Raw genomic sequence first — 24,403 nt, 5'->3', positions numbered from 1 at the left:
CAAAAAGCAGGGCTGAGAATCACGCTCAACCCTGCTTTTTTGCATCTCTATAAGTTTATAAGCTAAGATTATATCTTGAATCGTTTGATTTCTTCCTGCATCAGTTGAGCCTGCTGATCAAGATCTCCAGCTAATCGATTCAGTTCTTCCATTGAAGCCGTCTGTTCCTGTACAGAAGCACTCATTTCTTCAGTACTGGCCGCAGTCTCCTCACTTGTTGACGCAATGGCTTGAGATCCTTGAGTTATTCGCTCAATCTGTTCATGCGTCGTAATAATTGCCTTGGCGATTGTCTGCATCCCTTTTACATTAAGTTTGATGGTTTTTTCAATTTCTTTAAACGCATCATTGGATTCGGCTACGGCCATATGTTGTTCTTGAAGCGTTTTGTTTGTTTGCTCACAATAAGTGACTGCCTGCTGGATTTCATGATTCATTGATTGAACCGTGTCGGTTACTTCTTTTAATGAATGATTCGTCTGCTGTGCGAGTTTTCGAATTTCTCCGGCAACAACCGCGAAGCCCTTTCCATGCTCACCTGCATGTGCAGCTTCGATGCTCGCATTCAGAGAAAGCAGATTGGTTCTTCGCGCAATGCCATCCAGCACATCAATAATCTGATGTACATTTTTCGCATGTTCTTCCATTTTCAGTACGGTAGTAATAATCTGGTGCGTCGTATCTGCAGACGTCTTTGATTGGGCAGATAGATGATCCATCTTTTCAAGCCCGCCATGCGCATAGTCCTTCATCCGCTCAGCCCCGTTGAGGACTTCCGTACTTCGATTATCAATTCGATTGACCTCATCCAAAAGGCTTTGCATTGATGATTGGCTCTCATCAATTGATTTAGACTGACTTGATGCTCCAGCGGCAATCTCCGTAACCGTTGCACTGATTTCATTCGCCGATGCAACATTTTCTTCAGCACTGGCTACCAATGTTTGTGAAGCGCCAATAATTTGATACGACACATCGTACATTTTCTTAAAGGCTTTGCGGTTCGTATTCGCAAGTGCATTAATACTTTTCGTCAGTTGGGACAATTCATCATTGCCTTGAACCGGTATCTTAACCGTAAGATCTCCTTGTTCAATGCGTCGCGCTGCTCCTTGAAGCTTTCTCAAACGTGTAATGATATGTCCCAGAATATAGAGTGTAATCAAGATGGCGACAATAATAATAATGATCAACATTGCAATGGATGGAAGCGTAATGAGGTTTGCACTGTTCGAAATCGCACTTTTATCAATAACACCTAATAACGTCCATCCGGATGTCTTATTCGTACGGAAACTCACCAATTTTTGTGAACCGTCAATCTTCGCATAAAACATGCCGCTCTTTCCCATGTCGCGCATTTTCTCATAAAAGCCTTGACCGGCGACACTCTTGCCCACCTGATTCCTTTTTGGAGAAGCAATGTAGGTGCCCTTGCTGTCAAGAAGCGTCACATAGCCGGAATCCCCAAGCTTCGCTTCCGTTACTTGCTTGATAAGGGACTGAATAAACAGATCCATTTTAATGACGCCCTTGACTTGACCGTTATCCACAACAGCTTGCACGACACTCACGACATTTTGCTTTGTCACTCTGTCCGTATAAGGATCAGTCCACATGGATTGGCCGTTTTCTTCTAACCCGTCTCTATACCAGTTTTCTTTGGTAGGATCATAGTTTTTGTCAAAAAAATACATAGGTGAACGTACGACTTCACCTTTTGAGGATGCATAAGTAATTGCCTGATATTTTGTATTCGAACTGAGTACGTTTTGAAAGTCTTGTTGAATATCTTCGCTATTTTTCTGCACATTATCAAGCATCTTGCTCATTGTAAACTGTCGGGTAACCGATTGTGCATCATCAAAATAGGTATCAAAAGTTTGATCCGTCGCCTTCAATTGCTGCATCGCTGATTGTGTCATCTGATCACGAATCAGCTTCGCACCATATATGTAGCTGAACAGTCCGCCGATTAAACCGACAATCACCATGATACTCACAATTGGAATCAAGAGTTGTTTTTTCACACTCATTTTTTCTAGAGCGCGCCCATTCAGAATTTGCGGTAATTTAACAAGAAACACCCTTGCGGATTTAACTTTTTTTTTCCACGCAAAGGTCTGTCTCGTCGCCTTCTTTACTTTTGCCCCGTCTTTCTCTTTTTTCATGTGTTCCGGCCCCCCGAATACTTCGCTTCTTTTTATCTGTAAATGCAACGTCATGAAAGTCCTGCTCGTTACTTAAGACAGCTTGTACCCCTTAAGAGCATTCTGAATAATCGCAGCATCTGCTTCCAAATCAGCTGCAAGCTTATTCAAGTGTTCCATACCTGCGGTCTGTTCCTCGATTGAAGCTGTCACTTCCTCGGTTCCGGCAGCTGTTTGTTCACTGATTTGCGTCATTCCGTCAATATGTTCTTTAATTTTCTGCGTTTGCTCCACCATGTCTTTGATCGAGGCAGAAATCTTGCTGATCCGCTCTTTATTTTCCGACACGGCTTCGGCAATTCGTTTCGATGCCTTTTCAAATGCACTGACAACGACAAATTGTTCCTCCAGCACTTTGCTTGTCTTTCCTGCGAATTGAACCGTGTTTTCCGTATCCAGACGAATGCCATTCATTAATTCGGAAATTTCTTTCAGGGCATGATCAGTTTGTTCCGACAATTTTCGCACTTCGTCTGCAACAACGGCGAAGCCTTTGCCCTGTTCTCCCGCACGGGCAGCCTCAATCGCTGCATTTAAAGCAAGCAGATTAGTCTGACCGGCAATTTCAGAAACGGATTCAATGATCTTGCCCACATTCTTAGACCGTGAATCCAATGAAGCAATTGCGTCAATAATATCCGCTGTTGTACTGATCGTCCGCTCCGAATGGTTGCGCAGCTTAATTACAGATTGCTGATTTCCCTCGGAGACCTTGGTTAACTGCTCCGCGCCTTGCTCCATCAGATGTGTCTGTTCCGTAATGCTGCCCATTCTCTCTTTTAATTGATCGGTCGCCTCTTTGTTTTTGCTCATTAATTCGGCTTGTTCGGAAGCGCCGGCAGCGATTTCGGTCATCGTTGATCCGATCTCGTTCGATGAAGCCGTATGCTCTTCAACGCTGGACACCAGTGATTGAGAAGCATCGTTCACTTTTTCAGAGACTTGTGTCATGCTGTTGATCACACTGTGATTCATTCGAATCATGTGGTTGATCCCTTCGGCGAGCCGCGCCAAATCATCATTTTCTTTATCGTTGATGACGACACTCATATCGCCGGTTTCTGCTCTGCCGACAGCAAGACGCAGGTTACGTACACGCTTGTTGTAGCCTCTGAAAACAAAAACAAGGGCAGCAAGGCCTACGACCAATGTCGTTCCGCTTACAATGATCGCGGGAACAAGCATCCCCTCGGTACCAAAATAATAAAACACCCCAGTAACAACGAATACACCAATAAAAAAAACAGCAAAATAAAGGCTTTGAAGATTAAAACGCCTTTTGTTTTGACCTTTTTGTTTCTCTTTTAAAGTCATGACCAATCCGTCCCTTCAAGCCCACTTCACCTTCACAATTCTCGCACAGCCCATCATTATCACTTATTATATCGGCGTGTTTCATCGAAAAGTTAATTCAATTTTTCTTATTTATCCATGTTGTTCGGCACGAAATCGCGAAGAATGATGGCTGCCTGTATAAAAGAGATAGTAATAAAGATCAAGTAGAAACACAATGATCATTGCTAGGATCATACCGGCCAAATCAAAGGTGAATGTGTCGATTAAGTGACCGGTTCGTCCCGGAACAAAAGTCTGATGCCACTCATCGAACATTGCATAACAAATGGCAATCGCCGGGCCGCATAAATAGCAGAGCAGTCGAGGCATAACGGTCGTCATAAACAGATTAATAATCATGAAGGTTAAAAGACAGTATTCCGCTACATGACTCGCCTTGCGAAAAACAAACTCAAACAACGCATACGGTTCGTCGGACGTAATGCGTTCCCCGCCATAATTAAAATCGACATGCGGAAACGTTTCCGATGTCCACTGGAAATGCGCTTTTAGGAACGGCTGCATATTCTGATCGGCATAAGGAGTCGATGACCCCTTATAGATCATGCCGACAATAAATATGATGAGAATAAGCCAAAAAACAAATGCTTTAGGATTCTTAAACATCTTGTAAACCCCCAGAAATAAAAGTGCGTGTCCCTAAAGTTACTCAATTCGCTTAAATAAGGATCCGTCGTATCATTACAATGTAAAGAACATCAAACAAATTCTTAACTATTTTTTAATTATAGCGCAATTGCTTCGCTATTTTGTAGGTGTATTTTCTCATCACAAGTTTAATTTAATTAATTCGTCTGAATAATATAAATTATGTCCGTACCGTTGAGCAAAGCCTTGAAAAAAAGCACATAAACCATTGCTGATAGGCACATAATAATTTATGTTTCACACATTGAAGGGAGTTTTTCTATGAATAAAGAGCAGGAATTCAACCGCCAATTTAAGGCGAGGGAAAATACAGGTGAACATCGTAACGGACGTCTCGCCCAACAAAAAAATCACATCGATGGAAATCGTGTGCCGAATGAATTCACCAGTGATCACCAAAATAAGGATCGTTAATCTTAATTTCTAGCGGGAAGCCTGGGCATAATAGGCTTCCCGATTCGTTTGCGGAACCATTCCGCCTCCGGTTGCCCAAAAAAGGTGGGTTACATCGGCTGTTTTTTCCGTCAAATGATGCTTTTCTAAATAGTTCTTACCCGCCGCGCTGCCCAAAAGCATCTGAGGACCGGCAATACCTGCGGCTGCCGATGGTTCAATCCAATGGTTTTCCGTATCCTTGAGCGTTTTTAAATAACGGAAAAGGCGGGCATCCGCCACAGTAAAACACCCCGAAATCAAATGACCGGCTGCTTTGCCTGCGAGTGCCGATGGACGCGGAACAGCCAATCCATCGGCCGCTGTGCGATTATCAAGTCCAAAATCGCGTACGGTTACCCGGTCGTTCAATCCTGTTAAAAGGCCAAGTAAAAAGCACGGCGCATGCGTCGGTTCGACGAAAAAAGCATGAACATACTTACCAAACGCCTGCTTTAATCCAAAGGTCACACCGGCCGGACCTCCGCCGACACCGCACGGTAAATAAACAAACAGCGGATGATCGGCATCTACGGGAATGCCTTGCTCATAAAATTGTTTTTTCAGGCGGTTACCCGCGGTTGCATAGCCGACAAACAGATCCTTTGAATTTTCATCGTCAATGAAATGGCAGCGCGGATCCAGAGCCGCCTGCTCACGCCCTTCCAAAATCGCCACACTGTAATCCGCCGCATATTCTTTAACAAAAGCTCCTTTTTTGCGGAGCAGTGCTTTCTTCCATGCGCTTGCGTCCGCCGACATGTGCACGGTTGTCTGAAATCCGAGCGTCGCACCAACAATTCCGATGCTGAGGCCCAAGTTACCCGTTGAGCCAACAGCAATCGAATAGCGTGAGAAAAATTGCTTGAATGAATCGGCCGCCAGCATCGCGTAATCATCAGATTCCCTGAGCAGATCGGCGTCAATTGCTAATTTTTCCGCCGTTTTGAGCACCTCATAGATTCCTCCGCGCGCCTTAATTGATCCGGAAACCGGCAGCTCACTGTCTGCTTTCATCATTAACCGGCCAGAAATTCGTGTGCCGGCTTCTTCTCCCAAAAATGTCTGTAACTTAGCTGTTGTATAAATCGGCGATTCAATCAAGCCTCCCGCTTGCTCAGTTTCCGGAAAAACGGTTGCCAAGTATGGCTTGAATCGATGCAGACGCGCTTCGGCATCAGCCACATCACGAGTCGTAACCAACCCCGCGTCACGTTCGCCATACCTTGGATTCAGCCACAGCAGCTCCCTTTTTTCTCTGATCTCTTTTACGATCGGTTCAGCTTGTTCCCATTCTACCAATGTTTTATCGCCAATGCGTTTATCCATACGTCTCCCCCTCATATGTTTTCCTGAGCGGCTTTCTGCTGTTCCAAAGTATCCAGCAAATCAAAAATCAAATGAAAATTCGAATACCGCTGCAGAGAATGCGTGCCTCTTTCAATAAAATCCCAAGTGTCATCAATTGACCCCCTGACAGCAAAGGACTGATCATGGAAGAAATGATAAAAATGTTCCGGTTGATCATGGCAGGCACGTTCAAATGCGCGCGATTGATTAATCTTTTCTTCAATAGCCATATTACGATTATTATGCATGACATGGTCCAGGTTGCAAGAGAAATAGAAGATAAAATAGTAGATTCCATTCATAATCACGTCTTCCGAACACATTGTCCGCAATTCAGAAGCCTTTATTTTATTTCTCTTTTGTATATACTGTTGAATCCCTGAATTGGCAACCACAATTCTCGATTCGCGGTAGATCGGAGCTCGTCCAACCGAAGCATTCACTTCAATCGCTTTATCGTTTACAAAAGCACCGTCCGTATCGGTAAGCTGAATGACTGCAAGAATCTCCTGTTTCCGGTATTTCGTTTCATTCATTATTTTCCGAATCTGATCCATGACTCGGGTCTTCACATTTTTTCGCATGCCGGGTCTCGTGAACATGTCTCCACGGGTTATATGAACATACACGCTGTACTTGCTCGGCACATAATTGCGAATGGCGGCGATCGTCCTTTCGTCGGACACACCTTCCACAATAAACACAATGACCTTCTTTTCAGCCATGATTCAACTCACCTGCTTCATCGAATGCCTCCATGATGTCATAGCGATCCGTCGGTTGATAAACGTCTTCGCCATCGTGACCAAGTTGGATCGCTCGAATATAGACATCGCGAATATTCGAGCTGTCGCGGATCCCCTTCAATACAATGTAGCGATTTTCAGGATTAGCAGATGTAAACACCAGATTCTCTCTCTCCAGCACCTCAAGAAGCCGTAAATTATGCGACGTAAACAATAACTGCCCTTTGCCCCCGTCATTCAAAATCTTCACTATTTCACCAAGTAGAAATTCGTAGATACCGGCATCAAGTTCATCGATCACAATGCACGCATTTTCATCATTATACATCACGATGAGTGAGCTCAGCACCGTCAGCAGCTTTTTGATGCCGTCGCTTTCACATGCAATCGGAAGTGAACGCCCCTCGCGCGTTGCTACCAATTCAACACGTGCTCCACTTCTGCCGTCATGCAGCAGCTCATTTCCCAGATTCTTTGCATCCACAGACAGACCGGGAACAATCTTTTTTAAGACCTTGCTGATTGCCGTGAACATCGTACGCAGCATTGCAAAAGTTTCCATATCCACTTTTTTAGGGGCGTCAATCGGGAGGTCAATGACCCCATAGCCCCGCTTACTAGGATTTAATGCGGTATTTTCGCAGTGAATCGGTATCGACAGGTTGGCGAGCGACATACCCGATTCATGGTTATTCAATACAAACAATCGTCTGGCAAAGACATTTTTGAGTACCTGAAGCAGATCAAAAGATTTTTGATCGAGAATTCGTTCAAGCAGATCAAACCCTTCCTTTCGAAAGAAAACGGACGCGCACTGCTGATAAGCCAACTGAGCGTTGACTTTAAATGCAACCACTAAATTTTCTTTTCTCGACCTCAATTTTGCCGCAACCGTTTTGGGAGCAAGCTTCTCATCCCCATCTTCACGCAAAAACGCAACCATCGTTTTATAACGCGCACCCTTGGTCAATTCCTTGTAGCGAATCTCTTCATGTGACAAAAACACCGGATCCGGGACGCGGTCATTCGCCAGGTTTACCGCGTCGTCCGCATCCAAATCTCGCTTCGTCATTGCCACATCATAAACAGCCTCATAGCATTGACGCCCCACACAAATCAAAAAAGTGAAAATGAAGGTTGCCGTGTCGCTCCGCTGATAGATCAGCCGATCAATTCCCGGATCGAGCGGATTTCCGCCGAGCAACGCGCGGAGCACCTCAAACGCCGAGACAACCGCCGTTTTCCCCGAACCATTTTGCCCATACAAACCAAGCACATCCGCCCGCTTCATTGAACGGTTTCTCGAACATGGAAAATACAACTTGCCGCGAACGACATTTTTGCAATCATGTATTTCGACACTTGAAACGCGTACCTTGATATTCATAAAATAGTGCTCCTTAAATAGCTTCAATTCAGGCCGTTACAAAAAGGCCCCTGCACATTCAGTATTTTGGAAAAGAGGGAGTTCTATACACATGAATCAAATTTTATCAACACTTGATCACTACGATCAGTTTTATCTTAATCCATTTTCATCGAAATTTTTTTGAATTCCGAGATATTAAATTATTTAGTAGTAATTCAAATTTGCCGCTTAAATCATATTTAAAATCATGTAATCATAAAGAGTACGATCGGAAAGCCCCTGCTCAAAAGAAAAAGGAGCGGAACATTTAAGTTCACGCACTCATAAAGAGCGCGATGTGATAAACATGAGTGATCGGTTGAGATATTTAAAACATTTAAATCCACGCACTCATAAAGAGTGCGATCCTTGCACAGATAACGGTGTGCGCGTTGGTATTTATATTTAAATCCACGCACTCATAAAGAGTGCGATAAGAAAAACCAAAAGAGGAAGAAGAGTTGATTATTTAAATCCACGCACTCATAAAGAGTGCGATGCTAACTCTGCAAGAGCAAAGTTAGCTAATAACTTATTTAAATCCACGCACTCATAAAGAGTGCGATGCTATACGAGTCCGCATGTCCACATTAAGCCGGTCGAAGAATTTAAATCCACGCACTCATAAAGAGTGCGATTCGATTCCTTGCGCGGGATTGGCACGGCCGCGCAATTTAAATCCACGCACTCATAAAGAGTGCGATTACTGCCATCGTGTAGTTAAAGGATGGGCAAAGTATTTAAATCCACGCACTCATAAAGAGTGCGATGAAAAGTCAATACGGATTCGCCCTGCTCATGAATATTTAAATCCACGCACTCATAAAGAGTGCGATGACATACCGGATGTACCCGTACAAAGCGTAAACGGAATTTAAATCCACGCACTCATAAAGAGTGCGATGCTCAGTGTGGGTTCCTTTTTAATTATCTGTATAATTTAAATCCACGCACTCATAAAGAGTGCGATGCTTCCAATTACCGTTTGCTTTGTTCCAAAATTATTTAAATCCACGCACTCATAAAGAGTGCGATTTGCTTCAACTTGGGCTTGAGGGTAAGCCAAGCTATTTAAATCCACGCACTCATAAAGAGTGCGATTGCTTCCAATTACCGTTTGCTTTGTTCCAAAATTATTTAAATCCACGCACTCATAAAGAGTGCGATTAGACTGTTATGTTGTCGTTTTTATAATAGTCACATTTAAATCCACGCACTCATAAAGAGTGCGATCATTTCGCACATGCCGGAGCATAGCACATATTTGATTTAAATCCACGCACTCATAAAGAGTGCGATCCAATCGATAATGTCAGTACGCCTGCTTGGACGATTTAAATCCACGCACTCATAAAGAGTGCGATAGGGCCTTGCCTACGCAGTCGTTAATGGCGTGGAATTTAAATCCACGCACTCATAAAGAGTGCGATTTATCTGCTCCGGGTCGCCATGCGCCAGTCTCTTATTTAAATCCACGCACTCATAAAGAGTGCGATATGGTGGATTATTTCGCCATACATCATGAAAAAATTTAAATCCACGCACTCATAAAGAGTGCGATACGTGATAAAGATTCGCACATTTCTTCATATCATTATTTAAATCCACGCACTCATAAAGAGTGCGATTATCCTGGTCATCTGATTGAGCAGGGGAGTAAAGATTTAAATCCACGCACTCATAAAGAGTGCGATTTTTAAACAATAAATAATTAGGAAAGGGAAGATATTTAAATCCACGCACTCATAAAGAGTGCGATTAACTCGCCACATCGCAGACCGGTATTAATATCTAGATTTAAATCCACGCACTCATAAAGAGTGCGATTTCTCTTTTTCATTTCATCTTTGTATAATCAAGTTAATTTAAATCCACGCACTCATAAAGAGTGCGATCTTTGCTTAATGTAAACTTTACTTATCGAAAAGATTTAAATCCACGCACTCATAAAGAGTGCGATTGGTGTTCTTCAATCCAAGCGCGATCAAAAATCTATTTAAATCCACGCACTCATAAAGAGTGCGATGTCCGTACTGCTCTACCCTCGGCGGTCTCTTGCAAATTTAAATCCACGCACTCATAAAGAGTGCGATGCTGAGCAGCTAGATATTTCGCTTAGCACGTTAAAAATTTAAATCCACGCACTCATAAAGAGTGCGATTACCGGATTGCCCACATGAGGGGCACGGAGAAATGATTTAAATCCACGCACTCATAAAGAGTGCGATTTCTGGAACTTTCAATTATTTCCCCTTCTTTGTTATTTAAATCCACGCACTCATAAAGAGTGCGATCGGCACAAGTCAGCTTCGGAGAGTGGCGTCGATCCATTTAAATCCACGCACTCATAAAGAGTGCGATTACGAAGCAAATCATCCCCGACGCCATCCGTGAATTTAAATCCACGCACTCATAAAGAGTGCGATTATGCACCGCTGCCGTGGGCACCACGAAATGAAATTTAAATCCACGCACTCATAAAGAGTGCGATGTTTTATTCTTGGGCAATGGGTAGCGGCGACTGATTTAAATCCACGCACTCATAAAGAGTGCGATATACCACCAAACTGCCGACGGCACCAACCGCAGTAATTTAAATCCACGCACTCATAAAGAGTGCGATGATTTCGGCTGCTGGGTTGACGTGATCGACACGAAAATTTAAATCCACGCACTCATAAAGAGTGCGATGGCGGCCGCGATGATGATGTAGTGGCCTCTTTGCAATTTAAATCCACGCACTCATAAAGAGTGCGATCCGAAGTAATCGCCCTAGGCGACATCGATGAGGAAATTTAAATCCACGCACTCATAAAGAGTGCGATGACGCAGGCCATTAACCAGATGCACAAGCCAAAGATTTAAATCCACGCACTCATAAAGAGTGCGATAATTTCTGATAGGTGATTGAGTTGACCTTATCAAATTTAAATCCACGCACTCATAAAGAGTGCGATCGTTTACAATTTTTGCAATTGGATGCGGGTCTCTATTTAAATCCACGCACTCATAAAGAGTGCGATCGTGTCGTTTCCTCACTGATTCCCTTTTCAAAAACATTTAAATCCACGCACTCATAAAGAGTGCGATCGATAAGGTTCTACGATTATGCCATTTTCATCGCATTTAAATCCACGCACTCATAAAGAGTGCGATCCTGTTCACCATTAAGCCCCCCGAAATGCAAAATAATTTAAATCCACGCACTCATAAAGAGTGCGATCTAGACTATATCGACCCTTCGTCACTCGACTATCAAATTTAAATCCACGCACTCATAAAGAGTGCGATTCCGCAAGAATATAAACCGGAAGTGACACAATCATTTAAATCCACGCACTCATAAAGAGTGCGATCTGAAAGAAGATAACAAACGGATTAGCTATGTAATTTAAATCCACGCACTCATAAAGAGTGCGATCGGAAGTGCCTCTACGTTAAGGGCAGCGGCAGAAATATTTAAATCCACGCACTCATAAAGAGTGCGATAATAAACAAAATGCGCATTACCCGTAGCAGCTCTTATTTAAATCCACGCACTCATAAAGAGTGCGATAGCTCCGTAATAATTTAGTTGCTTCAAAATCAGTATTTAAATCCACGCACTCATAAAGAGTGCGATCTTCGGTATATGCCTTTAATTCATTCATAAGGTGTATTTAAATCCACGCACTCATAAAGAGTGCGATTTCCATAAACCGGCACATCCGAAAGATACGTTTTATTTAAATCCACGCACTCATAAAGAGTGCGATAAGCCCAACGCACAAACTATATGCGTTTATTTAGATTTAAATCCACGCACTCATAAAGAGTGCGATGGAACTGAACAGGGAGAATTACCATTCGATTGAAGCAGATTTAAATCCACGCACTCATAAAGAGTGCGATCAAGGGGTCACATTTATATGCCGAGTTCTATGATATTTAAATCCACGCACTCATAAAGAGTGCGATGGTGTTTCGGCTTAATCAACATCGTCATAATTAATTTAAATCCACGCACTCATAAAGAGTGCGATGATTTAAGAGTTACACAAACAGCTATCTAGCGAAATTTAAATCCACGCACTCATAAAGAGTGCGATCAGATCCAAACGAATTAACGGTTCAGGTCGGGTTATTTAAATCCACGCACTCATAAAGAGTGCGATACGAATCAATCATCGCGACAGTTTTCCCTGAGCATTTAAATCCACGCACTCATAAAGAGTGCGATCATCTCCTAAATTGGATAATCCAAGTGATTATAAATTTAAATCCACGCACTCATAAAGAGTGCGATACTGGAACAGCGGCAACCGGAACAGCGGCTACCAATTTAAATCCACGCACTCATAAAGAGTGCGATGTGTCGTAATCATTGCGTCGGACAACAATCCGCGATTTAAATCCACGCACTCATAAAGAGTGCGATTGTCAGCACCGGCGACGAGTGCAGCATAATCATCATTTAAATCCACGCACTCATAAAGAGTGCGATTACCCTCACAACAAGATACGGAGACGTTGCAGGATTTAAATCCACGCACTCATAAAGAGTGCGATGGTGCATTTGGCGTCTGAAAACGATTACCTAAAAATTTAAATCCACGCACTCATAAAGAGTGCGATATTTGACGGAGTTAGAATTGACCGACGCGATTAAATTTAAATCCACGCACTCATAAAGAGTGCGATCCACTGTTCCAGTTGCCACTGTTCCCAAGTCCAATTTAAATCCACGCACTCATAAAGAGTGCGATTCGTGGAATCCGACACGATGGAACTCGAAAAGCTATTTAAATCCACGCACTCATAAAGAGTGCGATTGTCTCAGCTATCATTTGTGCCGGATGTCGACAAGATTTAAATCCACGCACTCATAAAGAGTGCGATATCGAGCGTGTATCATCTCATTTTCGGTACACGATTTAAATCCACGCACTCATAAAGAGTGCGATTCCATTCAATATGGGACCAAAACCCATTTTGAGATTTAAATCCACGCACTCATAAAGAGTGCGATATTGCAAGATAAAATGGCGACGACTACCGATTTATTTAAATCCACGCACTCATAAAGAGTGCGATCTGATCTGCTGTGACTTCCACATTTCCACCTCCCATTTAAATCCACGCACTCATAAAGAGTGCGATGGGCAAGGCGCTCGGAAATTTTATACTCGGAGCAATATTTAAATCCACGCACTCATAAAGAGTGCGATAATTCTCTTTGTCTCGTCGGAGCATCGATCAATAATTTAAATCCACGCACTCATAAAGAGTGCGATGCGGATCGCACGATATTGCTACCACAGTTACAGATTTAAATCCACGCACTCATAAAGAGTGCGATAGCGAAATCTGACAATAATACGTCAATTCTTTCATAATTATTATTGATTCCACCAAGAAAAATCATATTTTATGGAAAATAATTGGCAAATAGTTAACTTCAAACTATAATTTTGGAATATATTCACATATTAATGGTGCGAAAGCTCACGAAAAATTATGTGCACACCATATCCGCACCAAAGATGTAATTAGGTACCTCTCTTGAATTCTAAAATAATAGAGGACCTTCTAAATCCACAGTTTCTTTAGATCCAATATGCTCAATCTTGTTTTTATAATTTTTACCAAGCTGATAAAACCGCAAGCTATCTGTAGATTCATTAATTATTTCTGTTAATTTACCTTTCAGACTAACAAATTGTGTTGAATCAATAATACATTCAAACACTGAGTTTTGAACACGTTGTCCATATCTTTGGCAGATTTTTGCCACTTTTCTCAGTCGTTTTTGTCCGGCACTTGTTACAGTACTGACATCATAAGTAATGAGAACAAGTATATTGAACACCTCATTTCCATAAAAATGGTGGATATTCATCTAAATCATTTCGTAAATGTCGAGCTAATAACAGGGCTTGAACATGCGGAACAAGTCCCCATGAAATCTTCTCGTCCAAAAAGGGATGAGTCAATTTTTCTTGTTTTTTTGTTTGCCACGTTTTTAAGAAAAGTTTTCTTGCATCCTCGTTCATGATTACAGCTCCATTTTCCTTTTTCATGAAGTCTTCATTATGCAAAACTCTCTTATTAATTAATGAAATAACAAACCTGTCAGCATAGACACCTCGCAATTCTTCCATAACATCTAACGCCAAGGATGCACGTCCGGGCCGATCACGATGCATAAAGCCAACGTAAGCGTCCAGCCCAATGCCCTCAAGAGCTGCCGTTACATCGTTTGCTAGTAGCGTATATGCAAATGAAAGCATTGCATTAACATTATCTAAAGGAGGCCGTCTTGATCTGCCCTTAAAAATAAAATGATCTTTTTGCTGCAAAATCATCTGATCAAACATAGCAAAATAAGTTGTCGCTGCTTGTCCTTCCAAACCCCTTAATCGCTCTAAATCATTACATTTACGAATTTGTCCCAAAACAGCGGTTAACTCTTGTGAAGCATTTTTAAATGCATTGACATTAATTCGTAGAGGGTAATCTCTTGTTATTCGTTCAAGTACCCACTTGTGGTTATATACCTTTCCCAAAATGAAGTTTCTTGCAATCAAACTCGATTCAGTGAGGTTATCAGAAACCCGGTACTGCTTCTTTCGAAGAACAACATTTCCCCGACTCTCACCTATTACCCTTGCTAAAAAATGTCCATTCATAGTAAAGAAAGTAAGAGCAATATTGTTTTTTGCGCAATACCCCATCAATGCAGGACTAGCCCCTATATAACCAAATGCGATCACCGCTTCCAGATTATGAAGCGGGACTCGTCCCAGTTTCTCTCGCTCTTTTTGCAGTACGATATTACCGCCATCAAGGGAAAGATACACATCGGGTTGAGTGATATATAAAGTGTTAAGCAGTCGTTTCATTCATATATTTTCCCTTCAATATAACGCTTTACTGTCTGTTTCTGCATTAATTTTGGTAAGCATATATTTTGCAGCGAACAACTCAAACAAAATTTACCCGTCCTTACTTTTGGTGTGTATTGACGTCGATAATAGTCCTGCATCTCCGAAATCATTGAATGAACTTTCTTTCTTAGTTCCTCAGTAAATTCAACGGACACTCGGTGCTTTAATTCATTGTAAAATATAAAGCCCTGTTTCACATCGCAAAGAAGCATTTCTTCAAGACATATTGCCTGTGCCGTTAATTGTAATCGATCTGAATCATCTACTTTGGGTTTGCCATGTTTATATTCAATTGGAAATGGAACAAATCTTCCATCCATCCCATTAATTGTGACGCCATGTGTCTCATCTCTCACAAATTCAACGACATCACAAATACCTGTAATCCTCAACTTATTTGACTTCACTGGCATTGCCCTGACAACCAACTTATCTCCACGTTTTTCTCGGATAAATGGTTGATCAGCTTTACGATGTAAAAATTGCCCTTCAACAGTTCGGACGTTTTCCTCCCATTGCTGCTCGATATGAATTAATGCCCATTGTCGTCTGCAAAATTGAAAATGTTGGATTCCTGAAAGCATCAAATAATCATCTTCATTATCTGCCTTCAATAACTTCCACATCCAAATCATCAAGTTTATCAAGGGTAATTTCGTAGTCTTCCAATTGTTTTGGCATGTCATTAGCTGGTTTGACTTCAAGTGAATGATGAACTTTAGCCGAAGAATATTGTCCCAATTTACTTCTATGTTCCCACCAATAGAGTTCATAAACTGACATACTTCCTTCAGGGCGTGCAGACGAGGCGTCATTTTCAAATAAAGAAAGTAGAGCCTCTTTTATTTTAATGGCATCTTCATTAGTAAAACCCGTCTTTTCCGCTAACTGTGTATTGATGCTTCCATTAAAACGATAAAGACCAAAATCGACTCGATGCTTCATCCCCATCGTATCCGACCCCTTGCCCTCACCCGGTTCCGAGTTGACGCTTTTTGTAATTTGCATGCTTGATATATCAATTGGTGTCACACTTACCGCTGTTTGTATGCTTACGGGTCCGCGTACTCCAACAGAAACGCCCTTGCTGGATCCCCCTTTAAAAGCAAAAACTTGCCCAAAGCTACGAACATCAAACCATGTTCTACATGCAGTTTCAGCAAAATCATCATTTGTTTTCTTCTTATCTTTAGTGATTGCTTTTAATTCTTCATTGCCATCCGCGCGTTCTCGCAGACTACCAAATTGATCAGCCTGTCGATCATTAGATTGAACAAAAATAGACTCCCCCATATCTTGTAGACGGTTTCTAATTTTGCGTTTAATGGCAACATCAGAAATTTCTCCATAACCATCATAATTCTGTCTTGGACGATTTCCGTTTAGTGGATCACCATTTGGATTAGCTTTCGTAACCGTTATCAGAACGGCAAAATCAATTTTATGATCAAGAACAGTCATTTTTAAAATCGCTCCTTTTATTTTTGTTCTTTATTTTTCTAATTGAGCAGCCAGTGGTTCTTCAGATTTCTTTTGATACAGTTGATGTCGTTGACTGTAAAATCCTAAAAGAAATTTACCGGATAGCGGCCGATCATTAAATTCATCTGTTTGAAACATAGCACCTACTTGATCAATAAGTTGAGTTAAGTACCATCCGCCTCGGCTAAGTTTCGCCTGATAGGGAATAAGATTGGCTTGAATAATTGCCCATGTTCGTTCCGGATGCTTAGCAAAATCATTCATATAACGCATCGCATTACTCATTCTCCAATCCTCGGACCTAAGCGCTCGATGTTCCAGTACGTCTGCAATTGCAAGCAGACGGCCAAACAAGTAACTTCGATCATTTAATTGTTCATCAAGAGCCAATTTAAATACCCTCTTTCGTTCATATTCTTGTTCTTGTCGATTAATTAAAGCACAGGCAATGCTTAACGTTTTTTCCCATTCGTATTGATCCTTGACGAGCGGGTTAACTGCACGATTAAACGTTGCCGTAACAATATCTTTTGGAACATGGCGACAATCAACAATGCATGGCAGTAATCGTTCTATAGTTTCTTTAATAACCTTTTCATTTGCGTTGGGACCATAAGCAGCATAGGCAATATCTATGGTTGATGGTGCACCAATAAATTCTATTAATTTCTTGTCTTTTTTTCTGACATAGCGATGTTTCCAAATACATTGGGCATGCCATTCTTGTAAACCTTTTAAATAAATTTCTTTTTGTATGTTCCGATCATACAAAATAGCCATTCTACCTGTTGTTGCAGAATCAAGAATAAGAATATTCACTTCACTTACATGACTCAAGTCATTTCGAAGTCCATCAATCGCCCTTCTAAATTGTTCGGCGAAAGCTTGATCAGTAAACGCGGTTTGTTCGACTATTTCCTCTTTATTATCTGTCAAATTTGCAAGATCAAAAAAATCTTCGTCTGGATCCGGCAATTCTTCACCAGATACTGTCCAAACCAAAAACACACGATTATCAATAATTTTTCCTTGTCGCCTTATCAACCATTTCAAGGCATTATGTGCTTTTTGTGATACTTCATAACTGATATTCGCTGCTTCGTGGCTTGTCTGAAAAAGTCCCCGAAAAGTAAAACCACTCGTATCATTTGCGGATATTAATTTTGCTTTATCACCAGAATTTCTAATTTTATTTGCATGCCTCTCCGTAAATGGGACAAATTGTCCCGTAACATAACACAGATCACGATCACTTAACTGATGACTATAAAATTTAATGAAAGAATTATAGATATCTTTGTTTTTCCATACCTTAGGAGCAAGTTTATTCTCATGATTTGTGTAAACCCCAAATCGAATAAACGTACTATATTGTCCCCCAGCAACAATGGAAAATATTTCTGGTTTTTCTCCTCCACAAATGGATTTATATTGATCTTTCCATTTATCAATTAATTTCCCGTTCTCATCCAGCCACAGAATATGCTCATCAATCAAATCCTTAATCAAGCAGCTCTTTTTCAGATAAGTATAGATACTTCTTATTTGCGGTTGCGTATATTGAGACTCAGCCCATAATTTTAAGTTTGCAATGTAATGGGAGAAAGGTTGATCATTACTGTCTTTTATTTTCCCACCAAAGGCAACAAAATCACCCGCAACATAGCTGATTTTATCGTGTAGTGGATAGGGCGCAACGGCTGCCCCCGCTCTACTTGCCGAAGCCTCTGTACACGGAATCACTGTTTCACGTTCATTTTTATTTGAAATGATTTCCGCGGTATGAAAATTTCCATCTTCAGTAACTGTAACTTCAATATGAGCCGTCTGTGTTGTATGGGAAATCGGTAAAAGCGAGTAGTTTCTCCCATTTCTCTCTTCTTCTACGCCTACAAATGATTGATTTGCCTCATAGATTTTATATAGATTTAAAAAGCAGCTCATCTTGTTGCCCCCTTTTCAAATTCATCAAAGAGTGCATCTACTGTTTGAATTGATGACAGATCAAATTGTTTTGTCTGCATCTCTCCTATTTTTCTTACCAAATTACATGTTTCAGGGCGCGGGAAATGAATGACGCCGTTTTTCATGACCGGTTGCCATAATCGGATCGCCAATTCATCCTTGCCCGTCTCATCCGGATAAGAAATACCATGCACCATGGTACCAAAGTGAACCTCATCTATTAAATCGTAATCTCCTTTTTCCTCATCAAATGTACATGGCTCAACATACCCCTGACATTCACGTGTTCCTAAGAAAATATCACGACGCCCGCCTGCCTTTAATGAGCGCTGAAATATGCTGAAGTGTTTGCCCTCGTTGCGGTCACCTTCAAGATCCGGACGGTTCAGATTAAACTCAAAATGTCCCTGAACTACATACCTCGGATTCTTGAGATAAGTATAATTAGCTAGCGTGTTGCCTCCACCGTATTCAATTGGTCGTACACCCTTAGTCTCCATTCGAATTGTGTGCAAAACACGTATTGAATCAATGTAGTGAATGAGAGTAGGCTTCCAGTAAACGCTTTCAACTATTCCTTTTAAAGCTTCATAGGTCGGAACTTGATAAGTAGATTTTTCTCCACCAATTCTGGTCAGTGGATCCGTAAACAGGGCATAGGGTGCGTAGACCACAAAACAATAACTATTTTTCACATTTTCACCTCCATAAATAAAGATTAGTTATTCATAATGAATTTTATGGATATTTTTTACCATCCATTTAGCCACCCTCTTTTTATCAAATTAAATTACTTTAACAATATAGTGAATCTAACTTTTTTAGAAATTTGTTTTACAGCCTGAAAACATAATGTTTTTTCAGAAATCTCTCTTAAGTCAATTTCATTAACACAAATCACATTATTGTCTAAACGAAGTTGTTTCATTTCCAATTGAAAAAACTGTTTGACACAGATTTTTTATTTTCCATGCTAATCCTCCTCATATCAGTTATTCATATTTTGGACACTTATATTATTTTTATTCATTCGAATTAAGTTAAAATTAATATTTTTAATTATCATCAAGTTTAATTAAGTTATTTTGTGGATAAAATATTAATGTCGCACATGATGCGTGGATTGAAATGAATTAAGTTATAATTGTAGCAGAGCCCTTAAATGGGCTTTTTTTAAAATACATACGCACCAACATCACCATCTCCTCCTAAATCCAGCCCAAATTCATCACTATACGCCGCTTCTCTTAAAACTAATACTTGTTTTTCTAAAAATGGAATGAGCAAATTTTCTTTTTCCAGCTTTCTTTTGTCCTGATCATATATATTAATTGAGAAATGCTGCGCATTTTTAAATAATTGACTGAAGTCTTCAATTGTACTCGCACTGTTTAAATCAGCAATAATTTCTTTTCCATCGCCATAAGGAACAATAACACTGGTTGTTTCATTGATAACATAAAATTCTTTAGCGGCTGTTTTCAAACTACTTGGCAGGAAAAGTGGTGGAACAAAACCGTTTTTTTCTTTGTAACTTTTTACATATTCACTGTGCCTACGGTCTGAATTTAAAAGAGAAACGAGTGTCCCTTTATAATGACGCATGTTAAAATCTAATTTTCCTTCAAGTTCATTAAAATAATTTTTAAAATACCAATCCATTGCCGCATGTGAAAGAATATCATTTTGAAATCGATTTGAATTTTCATGGAATTCTTTAAGAATCATTTTAGATATTGATTTCCCTCTACTGATTTCAAATAAATTAGCCAGTTTTTCTTCCTCATGATCAATGATAAAGACCTTGCGGTGACCTGGATATTCCCCGTTCCGATTGCAACGTCCGGCAGCTTGAGCAATTGAATCAAGGCCGGCTAATGATCTGATGACGCACTCAAAACTCACATCAACCCCCGCTTCAATTAATTGCGTGCTGATACACACCATTTTCACCTTGCGTTTTAGGCAGTCTTTCACCTGTTCAAGCATGACTTCACGATGTTTCGCACACATTGCTGTACTAAGATGAAAAATAGTTACTGGACGATCCGGCTGTTTCATACATTGATAGAGCTTTCGCACCACTGATTTGGTATTAAGTATTACAAGAATGTTGTTTACTCTATCTAGCTGTTCATCAATAAAATCAGCAAGTTTTTCTGTATTAAAAGATTCTTGATAAGAACGATCAATGATTTTCACACGTATAAAAGCATCAAACACATGATCCAAGTTCTGAATAAGCTCTGGATGTGGATTTATATCTAAAGCATGTCGGACATAATTAAGTGCCGGTTGCGTGGCTGTACAGAGTAAAATACTGGATTGACCGAATGTTTTCAAAAAATTAACTGCTTGGTTAAAAAGCGAAATACAGTGAATGGGGACTTTTTGAATTTCATCGAAAATGATAACACTGTTGGTTAAATGATGAAGGCGTCTGATATTGCGTGAACCATATTTATAAAAAGTATTAAGAAATTGAACCATCGTTGTTAAAATAATTGGGCAATCCCAGTTATCCTTGGCTAGTCTTAATCTCTCTTGAACAGTCATTTCGCCCTCATCCGCATCCTGAATTTCCTCAGTTGATTCCATCACATTTGAATGATGCTCCAGTATATTTGCATCATCTTTTAATATTGAGCGGATGACCTTTGCATTTTGTTCGATAATCGTCGTGTAGGGAACGATATATATAATTTGTTTTCGATTGTAACGCAAGGCATGAGCCAAAGCATAGCGCATACTGGCTAAGGTTTTGCCGCCACCAGTTGGAATAGATAGTGTGTAAATACCAGAAGGCTTTTGAGCAAATGTTTCACATTGCTCAGACATTTCGCTTCTTAGTTGATTAATCGACGTACGTGCTTCCTCGCTCAATTTAAATGAATGGAGCTTATCTTTTAACCGCTGATCGTAATGTTCAAAAAGAGTCGTTACTTCCACCTGTGGGAGTTGATGATTTTCTTCAAATAATCGTGTATCCGTTCGATCCGCATCAATGAGACAGCTGTAAACAAATTGAGTCAATAAAATGGCTTTTTCAATTGGATTGCCGGAATTGAGTTGAAAAAACGTTTTCAACTCCTTTACAGCTACATCAATATAGTTCATCAATTTATCCGTCGAAATTACTTCTGAGTGAAATCGATAAACTGCACTTTCATATTCGGGAAGTTCATTTTCACCTTTTGTAATACGCTTATAAAAGGGAGTCTCTGCATCGGGACTAAAGTAATCATGGAGGTATGAGTGGTGTGAAACAATTGCATTACTTACAATTTCAGAAAGTATATATTCAAACGGCTCGCGATGCTGATCGGAATGCAACAGTTCAAAAAGGTGTTTTCCACCAGCTGTTGCATGGTCAACCGATCCACGTTTAGGAGCATTTTCGGGTGTGAATACAACCCGATACAGATAGTCCTGAAATTCATTTGAGTATTTCCCAAGATCATGGAGAAGGCCAGCTAAGCCGGAAATATGACGTACGCCAACTTCTTTTCCGTAGTCTTCAGCCAAGTTTTTCACCGCTAATAAATGTTCCCTTACCGTCTGAGGTTTATGATCATTTTCACGATAATGAGCTATGTATGAACTCATTGGTCTCACCTTCCATGAATTAGGTCGTTAAATGTCAATTAATGTTTGTAAAACTCGAATATCATATATAATTCAAGAAATAAAATATAAATCCTGCTAAAATAGTACTTTTTATTCATTCATTTTAGATCAGTTTTCTTTATTTGTTATTCTCGGTAAAAAGGTTTTGCTTTAGATAAACTTCTTAAAGTACTTAATTAAAAAATACAAACTTTGAGTTCCAAGTTTTAGGATGTAATATAAATGCGGTTTGAGTCCATAAAAAAATCCCCTATAAGTCCAACAGCTCTTTATTACTTCATCTGTCGACCATAAGAGAATTTAAAATATTGTATATTGAGATTCCAAGTGTTAAATTTATTTGCTCATTTGTTTATCAAGAGTTTACTCCTCCAACTCCGCCTCAATATATGACGTTTTCGATGATTCCTGCATGCGCCAGTAAACGATCAGGCTGACAAAAACGCAGGCGGCAACATAGAAGAAGAACAGGGCTTCGATGCCGATGCTCTTGAACCACAGAGCGACGAATTCGGCAGTGCCGCCGAAGATGGCAACAGTCAGGCCATAAGGCAATCCGACACCGAGTGCACGGATTTCGGTTGGGAACAGTTCGGCTTTAACAATCGCATTGATTGAGGTATAACCGGTAACGATGATCAGACCAACCATCATCAACAGAAATGCGGCAATAACGCTGTGCGATGAGTGCATCAGCATGAACAGCGGTACGGTCAGCACCGTCCCGGAAATACCGAAAAAGAACAGCAGCGGTTTGCGGCCGATGTGATCAGATAGCAGGCCGGCAAGCGGCTGTAGGATTAAGAAGATAAGCAGTGCGACAAAATTGATAATGCTGACAACTTCCTTATCAAGTCCGACTGAGTTGATCATGAATTTCTGCAAATACGTTGTGTATGTGTAAAAAGCGACCGTGCCTCCAAGTGTTAGTCCGACAACCGTTAAGACAGCACGTGGATATTTCATCAATGCTTTGATTGTTCCGGCGCTCTTTTTCGACTTGCCGGACATGTTCTTAAATTGATCGGATTCATCCATCGACAGTCGAAGCCAGAGAACAGCCAGCGCGCCAAGTGCTCCGATCACAAACGGAATGCGCCAGCCCCATAATTTGAGCTGCGCCTCGTTCAATAACAATTGAAGCACAATTTGGACACCAAGTGCGACTAATTGGCCACCGACCAAGGTAACATATTGGAAGCTGGAATAAAAACCACGGCGGCCTTTATTCGCCATTTCGGACAGATAGGTCGCTGAGGTTCCGTACTCGCCGCCAAGAGAAAGCCCTTGGAAGAGCCGGGCTAAGACAAGAATGATTGGTGCGAAAACACCAATTGTCTGGAAGTTCGGCGTGACGGCGATCACCAGTGATCCACCGGCCATGATCGTAATCGACAAGGTCAGCGCAGCGCGACGACCATGGCGATCCGCATAACGACCCATGATCAAACTGCCGATCGGCCGCATTAGAAAGCCGATCGCAAAGATAGCGGCTGTGTTCAGCAGCTGTGATGTTGTATCTCCTGAAGGGAAAAAATCAGTCGAGAAATACACTGCAAAGGCAGCGTATACGTACCAATCGTACCATTCAATCATGTTACCTAATGATCCTTTTAAAATATTTCCTGCAATACGGCGCGATTCTGCGCGTTCCACATGCTTTGCGTCAGCCACATGAACATCCCCTTTAAACATGAAAATTCGCCCGATCCTTATCAATGAAGAAATAGATTTTCGCTGTCAACAAGTTAACTCTATTAACTACTTTACACGACTCGTCCTGTTGAAGGGAAAAAATACGCTCAAAAGATTTGGACGCACAAACTCCACCCAAAACGATGTCGGTTTCCGTACAACATTCTCGGTTCGGCAATCATTCTTTTTTGTTATCAATACAATAACATACAAATCATCATTATTCATCTATTTTAGACGATAATTTCAAATTTTTTTCATTTTCTTATCATTCTATCGAAATTTTCTTCGACATTCTATTTATTATTAAAAACTTATATCCAGGATGAATCCTTAATCGGAAACGGGATTACGCCTCCAAATCCGACTGTTCTCCCTTATTTTGAGCATTTGATCGCGTTCTCTGAAGTGCCGATTGATTTTTTCCAATAAAATAAGCGGAATTTTTCCGCTTATATGCATCACGGCACTTGTTTCACGGGTAAATAAGAGTAATTTTTCCGTTTATTCAAAGAAAAGCCCTCCATTTTCATGTTTTTCGATTCGATAAACGGAATT

At 40.8% G+C, this 24,403-nt stretch carries 15 protein-coding genes and 1 CRISPR repeat array; of the genes, 1 reads left to right on the top strand and 14 read right to left on the bottom strand.

The window, feature by feature from the left end:
- Nucleotides 1–68 precede the first annotated feature (68 nt).
- The 3 genes from NIE88_RS14475 to NIE88_RS14465 all read right to left on the bottom strand — a co-directional run bounded on the left by NIE88_RS14475 (nucleotide 69) and on the right by NIE88_RS14465 (nucleotide 4,172).
- Complete coding sequence (locus NIE88_RS14475) at nucleotides 69–2,171, bottom strand: methyl-accepting chemotaxis protein (RefSeq protein ID WP_253063166.1); 2,103 nt, start codon at nucleotides 2,169–2,171, stop codon at nucleotides 69–71.
- A 72-nt stretch (nucleotides 2,172–2,243) separates the two neighbouring features.
- Nucleotides 2,244–3,524, bottom strand: a complete 1,281-nt coding sequence (locus NIE88_RS14470; protein ID WP_253063164.1) for a methyl-accepting chemotaxis protein — start codon at nucleotides 3,522–3,524, stop codon at nucleotides 2,244–2,246.
- 111 nt (nucleotides 3,525–3,635) lie between these two features.
- On the bottom strand, nucleotides 3,636–4,172 hold the full coding sequence (locus tag NIE88_RS14465) for a VanZ family protein (protein ID WP_253063162.1): 537 nt from the start codon (nucleotides 4,170–4,172) through the stop codon (nucleotides 3,636–3,638).
- 303 nt (nucleotides 4,173–4,475) lie between these two features.
- Between NIE88_RS14465 and NIE88_RS14460 the strand changes: the two genes are divergently transcribed.
- Complete coding sequence (locus tag NIE88_RS14460) at nucleotides 4,476–4,628, top strand: hypothetical protein (RefSeq protein ID WP_253063160.1); 153 nt, start codon at nucleotides 4,476–4,478, stop codon at nucleotides 4,626–4,628.
- Between the two features lie 9 nt (nucleotides 4,629–4,637).
- On the opposite strand, the gene dsdA is transcribed toward NIE88_RS14460, so the two are convergent.
- The 11 genes from dsdA to NIE88_RS14405 form a co-directional block, all read right to left on the bottom strand.
- Complete coding sequence (gene dsdA / locus NIE88_RS14455; protein WP_253063159.1) at nucleotides 4,638–5,975, bottom strand: D-serine ammonia-lyase; 1,338 nt, start codon at nucleotides 5,973–5,975, stop codon at nucleotides 4,638–4,640.
- Between the two features lie 11 nt (nucleotides 5,976–5,986).
- Nucleotides 5,987–6,721, bottom strand: a complete 735-nt coding sequence (locus NIE88_RS14450) for a hypothetical protein (protein WP_253063157.1) — start codon at nucleotides 6,719–6,721, stop codon at nucleotides 5,987–5,989.
- Nucleotides 6,714–8,129, bottom strand: a complete 1,416-nt coding sequence (locus tag NIE88_RS14445) for an AAA family ATPase (protein WP_253063155.1) — start codon at nucleotides 8,127–8,129, stop codon at nucleotides 6,714–6,716. Before NIE88_RS14445 ends, NIE88_RS14450 begins: the two co-directional genes overlap by 8 nt.
- A 219-nt stretch (nucleotides 8,130–8,348) precedes the next feature.
- Nucleotides 8,349–13,488: a CRISPR direct-repeat array (repeat unit 32 nt; unit sequence ATTTAAATCCACGCACTCATAAAGAGTGCGAT).
- Nucleotides 13,489–13,698: 210 nt separating this feature from the next.
- Nucleotides 13,699–13,989, bottom strand: a complete 291-nt coding sequence (gene cas2, locus NIE88_RS14440) for a CRISPR-associated endonuclease Cas2 (RefSeq protein WP_253063175.1) — start codon at nucleotides 13,987–13,989, stop codon at nucleotides 13,699–13,701.
- 10 nt (nucleotides 13,990–13,999) lie between these two features.
- Entirely contained in the window at nucleotides 14,000–15,031 is a 1,032-nt protein-coding gene (cas1c, locus tag NIE88_RS14435; RefSeq protein ID WP_253063153.1) for a type I-C CRISPR-associated endonuclease Cas1c, read from the bottom strand.
- Nucleotides 15,028–15,702, bottom strand: coding sequence for a CRISPR-associated protein Cas4 (gene cas4, locus NIE88_RS14430; protein WP_373689442.1), 675 nt, complete (start codon nucleotides 15,700–15,702; stop codon nucleotides 15,028–15,030). The genes cas1c and cas4 overlap by 4 nt, the downstream gene beginning before the upstream one ends.
- A complete protein-coding gene (gene cas7c, locus NIE88_RS14425) occupies nucleotides 15,677–16,537 on the bottom strand; it encodes a type I-C CRISPR-associated protein Cas7/Csd2 (protein WP_253063150.1) in 861 nt (286 codons plus the stop codon). Before cas7c ends, cas4 begins: the two co-directional genes overlap by 26 nt.
- Before the next feature lie 30 nt (nucleotides 16,538–16,567).
- Complete coding sequence (cas8c, locus tag NIE88_RS14420) at nucleotides 16,568–18,502, bottom strand: type I-C CRISPR-associated protein Cas8c/Csd1 (protein ID WP_253063149.1); 1,935 nt, start codon at nucleotides 18,500–18,502, stop codon at nucleotides 16,568–16,570.
- A complete protein-coding gene (gene cas5c, locus NIE88_RS14415) occupies nucleotides 18,499–19,218 on the bottom strand; it encodes a type I-C CRISPR-associated protein Cas5c (protein WP_253063148.1) in 720 nt (239 codons plus the stop codon). The genes cas8c and cas5c overlap by 4 nt, the downstream gene beginning before the upstream one ends.
- A 478-nt stretch (nucleotides 19,219–19,696) precedes the next feature.
- Nucleotides 19,697–22,129, bottom strand: a complete 2,433-nt coding sequence (gene cas3 / locus NIE88_RS14410; protein WP_253063147.1) for a CRISPR-associated helicase Cas3' — start codon at nucleotides 22,127–22,129, stop codon at nucleotides 19,697–19,699.
- 384 nt (nucleotides 22,130–22,513) lie between these two features.
- Nucleotides 22,514–23,746 carry an MFS transporter gene (locus NIE88_RS14405; protein ID WP_290446510.1) on the bottom strand — a complete coding sequence of 411 codons (1,233 nt, stop codon included), beginning with the start codon at nucleotides 23,744–23,746 and terminating at the stop codon, nucleotides 22,514–22,516.
- Nucleotides 23,747–24,403: the final 657 nt, after the last annotated feature.

Origin of the sequence: Sporolactobacillus shoreicorticis (genome assembly GCF_024125445.1) — a bacterium.
GTDB lineage: Bacteria > Bacillota > Bacilli > Bacillales > Sporolactobacillaceae > Sporolactobacillus > Sporolactobacillus shoreicorticis.
Note: the sequence above shows the minus strand (reverse complement) of the source record. Positions and strands in the feature narration are given on the sequence as shown.